Origin of the sequence: Methanoculleus nereidis (genome assembly GCF_032944295.1) — an archaeon.
GTDB classification, from domain to species: domain Archaea; phylum Halobacteriota; class Methanomicrobia; order Methanomicrobiales; family Methanoculleaceae; genus Methanoculleus; species Methanoculleus nereidis.
In genome coordinates this window covers 23,602-34,022 of sequence record NZ_JABFFQ010000002.1, presented here as the reverse complement: position 1 = coordinate 34,022, position 10,421 = coordinate 23,602, and the positions used below count along the sequence as shown (strand labels likewise).

The following is a 10,421-nucleotide window of genomic DNA, read 5'->3' as shown; positions in this document are numbered from 1 at the left end:
GGTCTTGCGCCCCTTCAACCGTTGTGAGGACCCGGGTGTTGGCCCGGGTCTGATGCGGGTGACAATGTTTATATGTCTGGAAGTTCAACATATGTTCTCACGCGATGTATCTGTGCTCGTGTAATGCGGGCGTTCTGATACGATCGGGCCGGGAATATATGATGGATTCCCGGCCTGGAACCTGGAGCGGGAACACAATGTTTATATGTGAGGAATCACAAACATTAATCCCCGCACGGGTGAAACAGGGTGGCCAGGACTCGACGTTCTGACCGGGCGCTGTGTTCTGGGCCGGGAATTCCGAGTGAATTTCCGGAACGGGCCTGAAGCGGGGACATAATGTTTATATGTGATGAATCACAAACATTAGTTCCTGCGCAGGTGGAGTGGTCCGGTCTGATTCGGGCCAAGTTTCCCTGTATTCAAAGGATATGAGGGTTCAAGGGTTTCGCCTTGAATCTGATGCAGGAAACAAATGTTTAAATAGTTAGGAAATAAACATTGTTTTCCTGTTGATGGAGAATCAACGTGACCGCCATTGTGCGGGTTGATTCTGACGTTGGCATTGGCAATGCGGAAATTTGTTCAGTAACCGCTAATTCCTCCCAAGTTTAGTAGTGTGCATTACTTCCAAACTCTGGTTGATCCTGCCAGAGGTCACTGCTATCGGGGTTCGATTAAGCCATGCGAGTCGAGAGGGTTCGGCCCTCGGCGTACTGCTCAGTAACACGTGGATAACCTGCCCTAAGGAAGGGGATAACCCCGGGAAACTGGGGATAATACCCTATAGGTTACAGATGCTGGAATGCTTTGTAACCCAAAGTTCCGACGCCTTAGGATGGATCTGCGGCCGATTAGGTTGTTGTCGGGGTAACGGCCCAACAAGCCAGTAATCGGTACGGGTTGTGGGAGCAAGAGCCCGGAGTTGGATTCTGAGACACGAATCCAGGCCCTACGGGGCGCAGCAGGCGCGAAAACTTTACAATGCGGGCAACCGTGATAAGGGAACCTCGAGTGCCTGTATATGCAGGCTGTCCAGGTGTCTAAAACACACCTGAAGAAAGGGCCGGGCAAGACCGGTGCCAGCCGCCGCGGTAATACCGGCGGCTCGAGTGGTGGCCACTTTTATTGGGCTTAAAGCGTTCGTAGCTGGGTTGTTAAGTCTCTTGGGAAATCTGACGGCTTAACCGTCAGGCGTCTAAGAGATACTGGCAATCTTGGAACCGGGAGAGGTGAGGGGTACTTCGGGGGTAGGAGTGAAATCCTGTAATCCTCGAGGGACCACCTGTGGCGAAGGCGCCTCACCAGAACGGCTTCGACAGTGAGGGACGAAAGCTGGGGGAGCAAACCGGATTAGATACCCGGGTAGTCCCAGCCGTAAACGATGTGCGTTAGGTGTATCGGTGACCACGAGTCACCGAGGTGCCGAAGGGAAACCGTGAAACGTACCGCCTGGGAAGTACGGTCGCAAGGCTGAAACTTAAAGGAATTGGCGGGGGAGCACCACAACAGGTGGAGCCTGCGGTTTAATTGGACTCAACGCCGGAAATCTCACCGGATAAGACAGCGGAATGATTGCCGGGCTGAAGACTCTGCATGACTAGCTGAGAGGAGGTGCATGGCCGTCGTCAGTTCGTACTGTGAAGCATCCTGTTAAGTCAGGCAACGAGCGAGACCCACGCCAACAGTTGCCAGCATGGCCTCCGGGCTGATGGGGACACTGTTGGGACCGCCTCTGCTAAAGAGGAGGAAGGAATGGGCAACGGTAGGTCAGCATGCCCCGAATTATCCGGGCTACACGCGGGCTACAATGGGCAGGACAATGGGTATCGACACCGAAAGGTGAAGGCAATCTCTTAAACCTGTCCGTAGTTCGGATTGTGGGCTGTAACTCGCCCACATGAAGCTGGAATCTGTAGTAATCGCGTTTCAAAATAACGCGGTGAATGTGTCCCTGCTCCTTGCACACACCGCCCGTCAAACCACCCGAGTGGGGTTTGGATGAGGCTGCGGTCGTTGCCGCAGTCGAATCTAGGTTCCGCAAGGGGGGTTAAGTCGTAACAAGGTAGCCGTAGGGGAATCTGCGGCTGGATCACCTCCTAAAGAAATTACTTGGGTCAGCGGTTGCTGAACAAAACGTAAAATTGCCGATGTCAACGGGAGATTCGGGCTCATAGCTCAGTTGGAAGAGCGCCGCCTTTGCGAGGCGGAGGCCGGGGGTTCAAATCCCCCTGAGTCCACTCGACAGGACTAAACAGTCCTGCCGAAAATGCACCCGGAGATGTGAATCACCGGGGAAGGGCTGAAGGTCTTTGACCTGAGGAAGCTGTGTATAGGTGCGTACTCTGGACGTTAAATGAGTTCAACGGAATGGCGATATGCCTATCAGTGGATGGCTCGGTTCGAGTGCCGAAGAAGGGCGCGCCAAGCTGCGATAAGCTCCGGGAAGACGCATGGAGTCTACGATCCGGAGATTCCCTAATGGGACATCCCAACACTTCGGTGTTGATCCGTAAGGATCGGGAACCCCCCGAATTGAAACATCTTAGTAGGGGGAGGAAAAGAAATCAACCGAGATGTCGTCAGTAGAGGCGATCGAACGCGACAGAGTTCAAACTGAATCCCGCAAGGGAGATGTGGTGTAGTAAGCCTACCGTCTGGATACCAAGGTTAAATGGAAATCCTCTGGAATGGGGTACCAAAGAGGGTGATAGTCCCGTACATGTAAGCCAAGGTATCCTGGTAGTGTCTTGAGTACCGCGGGTCGGAATTCTCGCGGGAATCTGGGGGTCATCAACCTCCAAAACTAAATACTACTCGAAACCGATAGCGTATTAGTAGCGTGAGCGAAGGCTGAAAAGTAACCCTTGAAAGGTGGTTAAAAGCGCCTGAAACTGATAGGTGATAGTGAGTTGCGGCGCGAAAGGATCTTCCACGTGAAGGAACCCGTCGCGAGGCGGTAGTACGGGCGTGGTTGCCGGTGTCGTAACGTACGTTTTGAAGAACGGGCCAGAGAGTTTATTCTGCAGGCGAAGGTTAACCCAAAAGGGGAGCCGAAGGGAAACCAACAGGTCCGTAGCCTTCGGGCATGGGACGGCGTATTAAAAGTGCGTGGAGTCTGTAGGATAAGACCCGAAGCCTAGCGATCTATGCGTGGGCAGGTTGAAGCGTGGCGAAAGCTGCGTGGAGGACCGCAGGCGGTTTTGATATGCAAATCATTCGCGTGACCTGCGTATAGGGGTGAAAGATTAATCGAGCTGGGCATCCGCTGGTTCCTCTCGAAACATGCCGTAGCATGACCTGGCTGGAGATAGACGGTGAGGTAGAGCACTGATTGGGGGAGCTGGGGGAGAAATCCCTCACCCTCCTGTCAAACTCCAAATTCCCCGTCGTCGAAGAAGGCTGGCAGTCCGGACTACGGGGTAAGCTTGTAGTCCGTAAGGGAGACAACCCAGACCGTGGTTAATGTCCCTCAATGTAGGCTAAGTGTCAACACTGAAAGGCGTCCCAGGCCAAAGACAACTGGAAGGTGAGCTCAGAAGCAGCTATCCTTTAAAAAGTGCGTAACAGCTTACCAGTCGAGGTTTGGGGCACTGAAAATGGACGGGGCTAAAGCCTACTACAGATACCACGGACCACACGTTTGTGTGATGGCGTAGAGAGGCGTGCTGCCTGGGCTGAAGCAGGGGCGTAAGGTCCTGTGGACCGGGTAGCAATGAGAATTCTGGCATTAGTAGAAGCAAAGTTGGGTGAGAATCCCAACCGCCGGAGGGGCTAGGTTTCCTCGGCAATGTTCGTCAGCCGAGGGTTAGTCGGTCCTAAGATGTGTCGTAATTCGAGCACGTCAAAAGGGAAACAGGTTAATATTCCTGTACCATTCATCCGTAGCAGTTTACTGCCCTGACGCTTCGGGATATGCCGGGCAGGGTCGTCGCCCTGTCCAAGCGTTCAAGCTCGTGGAGTACCGCCATGGTGAGAAGCGAGTGAAAGCGTGATGGAGTAATTCGGCAAATTCCTGGAGCCCGTGAAAAGGGGGATGAATGTCCGTACCGAGATCTGACACAGGTGCCCCTAGCTGAAAAGGCTAAGGCGTGTCGGTTTAATCGTGTTAAGGGAACTCGGCAAATTGGCCCCGTAACTTTGGGAGAAGGGGTGCCTGCCTGGCGATCAGGCAGGTCGCAGTGACCAGGGGGCTCTGACTGTCTAATAACAACATAGGTGACTGCAACTCGGAAACGACTAGTATAGTCACTGATTCCTGCCCAGTGCGAGTATCTGAATACCGGGTTCAACCGGACGAAGGACTCGTAAACGGCGGGGGTAACTATGACCCTCTTAAGGTAGCGTAGTACCTTGTCGCTTAATTGGCGACTTGCATGAATGGATTAACGAGAGCCCTACTGTCCCTAACACGAAGCCGTTGAACATTTTATCCTAGTGCAGAGACTAGGGACTCCAGATGGGAAGTGAAGACCCCGTGGAGCTTTACTGCAGCCTGTCGCTGTGTTACGGTATTCCTTGCGCAGCGTAGATGGGAGGCGTCGAACCACCCCTTCCGGGGGGTGGGGAGCCAACAATGAGACACCATCCTAGGTTTACTGTAACACTAACTCTCTTTGGAGAGGACAACGGTAGGTAGGCAGTTTGGGTGGGGCGCCACACCCTCGAAAAAATATCAAGGGTGCCCTATGGTCAACTCATGTGAGTCAGAAACTCACAGGAGAGTGTCAAGAGCATAAGTTGGCCTGACGCGATTTCGCATAGCAAGAAATCGCGAGAGGAAACTCGGGTCTAACGAACCAATGAGCCTTATTGATGAGGGCCATTGACGACAGAAAAGCTACCCCGGGGATAACAGAGTCGTCGCCGGCAAGAGCACATATCGACCCGGCGGCTTGCTACCTCGATGTCGGTTCTTTCCATCCTGGCCGTGCAGCATCGGCCAAGGGTGAGGTTGTTCGCCTATTAAAGGGGATCGTGAGCTGGGTTTAGACCGTCGTGAGACAGGTCGGTTACTATCTATCTGGAGTGTAAGGAGTCTGAAGGTAAGATGGAAATAGTACGAGAGGAACTTTCCGTCGTCGCCTCTGGTCGATCGGTTGTCCGACAGGGCAGTGCCGAGCAGCTACGCGATAAGGGATAAAAGCTGAAAGCATCTAAGCTTGAAACCTGACCTAAAAAGAGACTCCGTTGAGGACACGGGTAAAAGACCCGTTTGATAGGTCCGGGATGTAAGCACGAAGGCAACGACGTGTTCAGTCCGCGGATACTAACGTCCGATGCCGTCCGCTGAACTCAGACGAAATCCGGAGTACGCACCAATGACGCCTCACAGCCGAATCTAGTAAGGGTGTAACCCTTAAATAGGTTGGGCGACAATAGAGTGAGGCAACACAGCTTGCCAAGGTGGCGGAGCGGCCACGCGGTTGACTGCAGATCAACTACACCCCGGTTCAAGTCCGGGCCTTGGCTTCCATTCGGGCGCGAAACAGCCGATTGGGGAGAAAACCCTGCAGGGGTTTTCGACTCGACCGGCACTTCATTCCTGGATGTAACTGGTAATAGCGGCCATAGCAGAGGGGAAACACCTGGACCCATTCCGAACCCAGCAGTTAAGCCCTCTCACGTGCTGTGTTGTACTGAGGTGCGCGAGCCCTCGGGAAGCCCAGCTCGCTGCTATTACCTCCCTTTACTACGAACACTGTTCTTGTGTATTACTGTGCGAACGCCAGTAGTTTGTTCTCGACCGTTCCTTTTTGCGTAACGCACGTCTTTTACATCACTCACGTTCCGTTATCGCTTTGCTCCGCTGGAGTTATTCCTACCTTTTTCTATGGATTGTTCTTCAGCATGAGCGATAGCGAGCCGGAAGATATCCTCAAAAGCGAAACCTGATCGGAGAAAGGGGGGAACAGCCTCCCCATCCCCGCTGAAACTCTCCTGCAGCACCCTCTGGGGTATCCGGCACGATGCCCGGTGCGACTCCTCTCCGTCCTCGGAGTCGCGGGTGCTTCGGGGTTTTACATGGATGAGAGTTTCAAGTGATAATAGATCTCAAGTATGTGCCGCCGCTGCGGTGGCACCATCATATCTGTGGATGTTAATGCTTATTTAACTTTTGGCGAGTGTTGAATAAATTACCTTTACCTGTCCCGGGAGACCTGGTGCACCGGCTATAATACTGGTGGTGCCAGCATCCCCTCCAGCCATTTGTAGTCCGGGGTCGCGTGCAGGATAGCATTTGCATGCGGGCCGCAAGGGACAAATACGGTTCCGGAAACGATGTCTTCGGATGGAGTGGCGATGAAGATTTCCTCTCCCGTCCTGTTCGAGAGGAGGAGGGGATCTCCTGTTGCGGCAGTCAACTACCCCCGACTGAAGTCGGGGGCATGGTACCGTAGGTGGCACCACGCTCTTTATCATCGGAATATGCGGGCATGTCTTTGTAGTAGAGTTTTCTGCCCTGCGCAATCGTCCTTCCGCTCGTGATGAGGACGTTCATTGGAGTGCACTCTAACCCCGTAGCGATAACTTTCACGGAATGATGTTTACTTTCAACTAAAATTAGTAATTATATGTTTGCTCTGTGGCCGGCATGTTATGAGTACAAAGGGGGGCGCCGGCCTGCCGGGCATTCCGGTGCACTGTTACGCTCACGTAGCCATTACACCGTCGCGTACTGCGCCGCTGCCACCTTCTCCCGCTCAAACATCTCGCTGAGCGCAAACAGGTCGGCCCTGCTGAGATGGCGCTCCGCCAGGGCGAAGATATCCTCCTCTTCCGAGGCGAAATGCGCTTCGACCCTTCCTCTCAGGTCGACGAGCGCCGGCATCCATGCGTCGTCCCTGAGGGGGATCCTCTCGAACCGGGCAAGCGTCCCGCGGACTTCGGTGTGTTCGTCAAGCGATTGCCGGATCTCTTCCGGTACCACGTCCCGGAGCCATGCATACAGTGTGGCCTCTTCTGCATCCATGTGCCCCGGCAATTCGCGGCGGAGCGTGATGCACCGGATATCCCTCGTCTCGGGATTGCTCTCGAGTTCGTCAAAGAGACCCCTGATGAGGTCGTGATCCTGCCTGATCAGTTCAAGAATCTGTGGCATATGTGTCCTCCGTCCGGTTGAACAATAGGAGGTGCTGTACTTAACCATTTCGCCGGATTCTTCCTGTTCCGGCCAAAAAACTGGGGACGTCGATGCGTGCGCATCCGCCCGCATCAATAGCGCCCGATCGTTCAGCGTGCCGCAACCGGCATCGCGCTCTTCTTTGCCTCTTCGTATCGGCTGCCAAGGTTCGTGAGCTCGTCGCTGCCCATCTTCTGCTGCATCTCGGGGAAGATATGTTCCTCCTCCTCGCTGATATGGTGCTTCACGTTCTCCTTGATCACCGTTATCTTCGCCACCCAGACATCCTCCTCGGATGTGGATGCGCTGTCGAGCTGGGACAGCAGCGTCTTGACTGCGTTGTGCTCCTCGATCGACTCAAGGGCCATCTCCTGCATCCCTGACTCCATGAGTTTCGGGTATACGGCCTGCTCCTCCCCGACCATGTGCGGCATGAGGTTCTCCTTTAAGGTATTGTACTTTTGCTCCCGGTTGCTCGTGCCCTTGCTCGAGAGTTCCGAGAGTTGCGAGAGCACCATTTCGTGCTCCTGTTTCAGGATATCAACAACATTCTGGGCCATTTGATCACTTCTCCCTACCCTGCAGGGAGGCCTGCATGGGTGTGTCCAATATATATGGGTTGTGTCCGGATCTGGAATCTGGACTATAATTCCCCAATTTCTTCACCCGCCCGGAGGATCACAAGGATCAACCGGATGGTCACAGGTGGGCTTTCCACGTTACCCCTCGAACTGATCGCCGGTGCAGGGGAAGGACATCGTCCACTTACTGTCCGCCCTTCCGGGAAGACGGGCTTCCCGACCTCGGCGAGTCTCGTTTCCGGTACAGATCCGGCGACCGTTGTCGGAGTACGGTGGAATGCCGGATATCCATAAATGGTGCAGAAACATAGGACTGTGTATGCAAAAAGAGGAGCCGGACGCATCGAACCCCGATACAAAACTCCGGCGCGAGCTCGGGCTGCCTGCGGTCACCCTCTCGGGTGTGGGGATCATCCTCGGGGCAGGCATCTATGCCCTGCTCGGGGAAGCGGCCGGCATGGCCGGCAACGCTGTCTGGCTGACGTTCGCCATCGCCGCCGCCATCGCCGCGTTCAGTGCCCTGAGCTATGCCGAACTCTCGTCGATGTTCCCTCGTGCGAGTGCCGAGTTCGAGTATGTCTCGAACGCCTTCGGGAGGAAACTTGCGTTCGTCATCGGGTGGTTGATCATCTTCTCCGGCATCCTTGGGGCCGCAACCGTCTCGCTCGGGTTTGCCGGCTACTTCTCAGATCTCGTCGGCTTTCCGGTCATCCCCTCCGCGATCCTGATTATTCTCGTCCTTGCGGGAATCCTGTTCTATGGCATCAAGGAGACGGCCCGGGTCGCCATCGTCCTGACCCTCATCGAGGTCGGGGGAATTGTCATGGTCATCCTGATCGGCCTCCCGCACCTCGGGCGGGTGGACTACCTTGAGATGCCCCTTGGGGTCCCCGGCCTCCTGCAGGCGTCCGCGCTCGTCTTCTTTGCCTATATGGGATTCGAAGAGATGGTGAAACTCTCCGAAGAGACCAAAAACCCGGAGCGGACCATTCCCATCGCCCTGATCATCGCGCTTGCCATCTCTGTCCTCCTCTACATCCTGGTCTCCCTCGCCGCTGTATCGGTCGTCAGTTCCGAGCAGCTCGCCGCGTCCCGGGCGCCCTTTGCCGACGTCGCGTCCGTCGCTCTCGGCCCCGTGGCGTTCACTCTCATCTCCGTCATCGCTCTCTTCGCCACCGCAAACACCGCCCTCCTGATGATGATGGCATCGTCCAGGATCATCTACGGCATGGCCTCATCCTTCTCGCTTCCGGCGTTCCTCGGCCGGGTGCACCACCGGACGCGGACCCCCTGGACGGCCATCGTCGCCGTTGCACTCGCCTCCATGGCATTCCTCTTTGCCGGCGAGATCGGCTTCGTCGCGAACGTCACGAACTTCACGCTCTTTGTGACATTTGTTGTCATCAACGCGTCCGTGATCCTGCTCCGCTACCGTGCGCCGGATACGGTGCGGCCCTTCCGGATACCGGGGAGTATTGGGTTCCTGCCGCTCATCCCGGTCATCGGCATCATCTCCAGCCTCTTCCTCCTTGTCCAGCTGGACCCCCTGGTGCTGCTGGTCGGCGGGTTCCTGGTTGTCCTCGGTGCAGGGATCGCATTGGTGGGGGAGCAGGGGTCACGCGGGAAAGAAGTTTGAGCATCGCAATTGCTCTCGCTCCGGCCCCGAAAACGCTTTGCGTTTTCTCATGCTCCTGCCGTTTCGGCAGTCGCGCCCTTCGGTCCGTCGCACTTCTGGGTGGGCGGCCACCCGCTGCCTACCTCTCTGGCCCTTTTGCCCGGTAACGCTCGACCGGCCCGAAGGCTTCCAGCCTTCCGTCTTCGAGAATCGAGATGGCGCCATGGCCGCATGCGACAAGGCACCGGCGGCCGGTCGGGGCAAGTTCTTCGTCAAGGTCCTGGATCAGTTTGAGTAGCGCCTTCCTCTCCTGGCGTGCGCAGTCGCTGTCGACGTTGACCGACGTCACCAGGAAGTCGGCGAGCGAATTGTAGCGTTTCCGGTCCTCATTGAGGCTCCCGAAGTTGATCAGGGTGTCAGCGGTAAAGATGATCCCGTGCCCCGGACAGAAGAAATAGACCTGGCCGTGCATGTGTCCCCCAAGAGACTCAAGGACCTCGAACTCGAGGTCGTGGACCCGGAACCGCGCAAGGATAGGAAAGATCGACCGTGTGCCGATCCTCTCCGCCGGGAAGACCTCGGGGTTCTTCGGCGGATTGAAGTACGAAAAGAGGTTGATGACGGTCGTGTAGACCTCCTCGAGGATCGAGGACTCGCTGCGTGAGCCGTATGCCCGGTTCGCCCGTCGGATGATCTCGAGCGACCCGGTGTGTGTGTACGCTTTCGCGTCAAAAAGGCCGCCCGCCCCGCAATGGTCCGCGTCGGCGTGGGTGATGTAGATCCTGTGGATCTTTCCAGGGTCCCCGAGACCGTAATGCCGGAACATCCGCATGGCGTCCTCATGGTAGATGCCGTATCCGGTATCGATCATGACGGTCTCGTCCGGGGCGCGGAGCAGGAAGATGTTCCCGCCACCCGGCATCTGGAAGCAGAAGACCTCGACGGCGTCGCTCAAGCGGATATGCTGGACGTCCGCGTAAAATTGGTCTCCCGTGGTGTTCTTGAGTGTCCGTCCCGTGAGCAGGATGCTCTCAAAAACTTCTTTTGGATCCTGGCCGAGGCTGTTGAGTTCCTGGACTATGTGGTTGACGTCCTGCAGAAG

Annotated in this window: 3 protein-coding genes, 2 tRNA genes, 3 rRNA genes and 1 pseudogene; 6 read left to right on the top strand and 3 right to left on the bottom strand. The window is 55.8% G+C overall.

The features are described from left to right. The first annotated feature begins 634 nt into the window (after positions 1-634). The 5 genes from HL657_RS04590 to rrf all read left to right on the top strand — a co-directional run bounded on the left by HL657_RS04590 (position 635) and on the right by rrf (position 5,682). Positions 635-2,101 (top strand): 16S ribosomal RNA (locus HL657_RS04590). A 66-nt stretch (positions 2,102-2,167) separates the two neighbouring features. Continuing rightward, positions 2,168-2,240, top strand: a tRNA-Ala gene (locus HL657_RS04585). Between the two features lie 127 nt (positions 2,241-2,367). Next, positions 2,368-5,292, top strand: a 23S ribosomal RNA gene (locus HL657_RS04580). Positions 5,293-5,400: 108 nt separating this feature from the next. Further along, a tRNA-Cys gene (locus HL657_RS04575) sits at positions 5,401-5,472 on the top strand. 88 nt (positions 5,473-5,560) lie between these two features. Then, a 5S ribosomal RNA gene (rrf, locus tag HL657_RS04570) occupies positions 5,561-5,682 on the top strand. The 16S, 23S and 5S rRNA genes sit together here with 2 tRNA genes alongside, the layout of an rRNA operon. A gap of 982 nt (positions 5,683-6,664) precedes the next feature. On the opposite strand, the gene HL657_RS04565 is transcribed toward rrf, so the two are convergent. Further along, positions 6,665-7,102 carry a hemerythrin domain-containing protein gene (locus HL657_RS04565; RefSeq protein WP_317295651.1) on the bottom strand — a complete coding sequence of 146 codons (438 nt, stop codon included), beginning with the start codon at positions 7,100-7,102 and terminating at the stop codon, positions 6,665-6,667. A 131-nt stretch (positions 7,103-7,233) separates the two neighbouring features. Next, on the bottom strand, positions 7,234-7,683 hold the full coding sequence (locus HL657_RS04560) for a hemerythrin domain-containing protein (protein ID WP_317295650.1): 450 nt from the start codon (positions 7,681-7,683) through the stop codon (positions 7,234-7,236). 340 nt (positions 7,684-8,023) lie between these two features. Between HL657_RS04560 and HL657_RS04555 the strand changes: the two genes are divergently transcribed. After that, on the top strand, positions 8,024-9,340 hold the full coding sequence (locus HL657_RS04555) for an APC family permease (RefSeq protein WP_317295649.1): 1,317 nt from the start codon (positions 8,024-8,026) through the stop codon (positions 9,338-9,340). Positions 9,341-9,731: 391 nt separating this feature from the next. Here HL657_RS04555 and HL657_RS13435 read toward each other — a convergent pair. Beyond that, a pseudogene (locus tag HL657_RS13435) lies at positions 9,732-10,190 on the bottom strand (MBL fold metallo-hydrolase); the annotation flags it as partial. Between the last annotated feature and the right edge of the window lie 231 nt (positions 10,191-10,421).

Bases quoted from the DNA above. Each gene is read 5' to 3' on its own strand.
- HL657_RS04565 (WP_317295651.1), bottom strand. From the start codon at position 7,102: ATGCCACAGATTCTTGAACTGATCAGGCAGGATCACGACCTCATCAGG.
- HL657_RS04560 (WP_317295650.1), bottom strand. From the start codon at position 7,683: ATGGCCCAGAATGTTGTTGATATCCTGAAACAGGAGCACGAAATGGTG.
- HL657_RS04555 (WP_317295649.1), top strand. From the start codon at position 8,024: ATGCAAAAAGAGGAGCCGGACGCATCGAACCCCGATACAAAACTCCGG.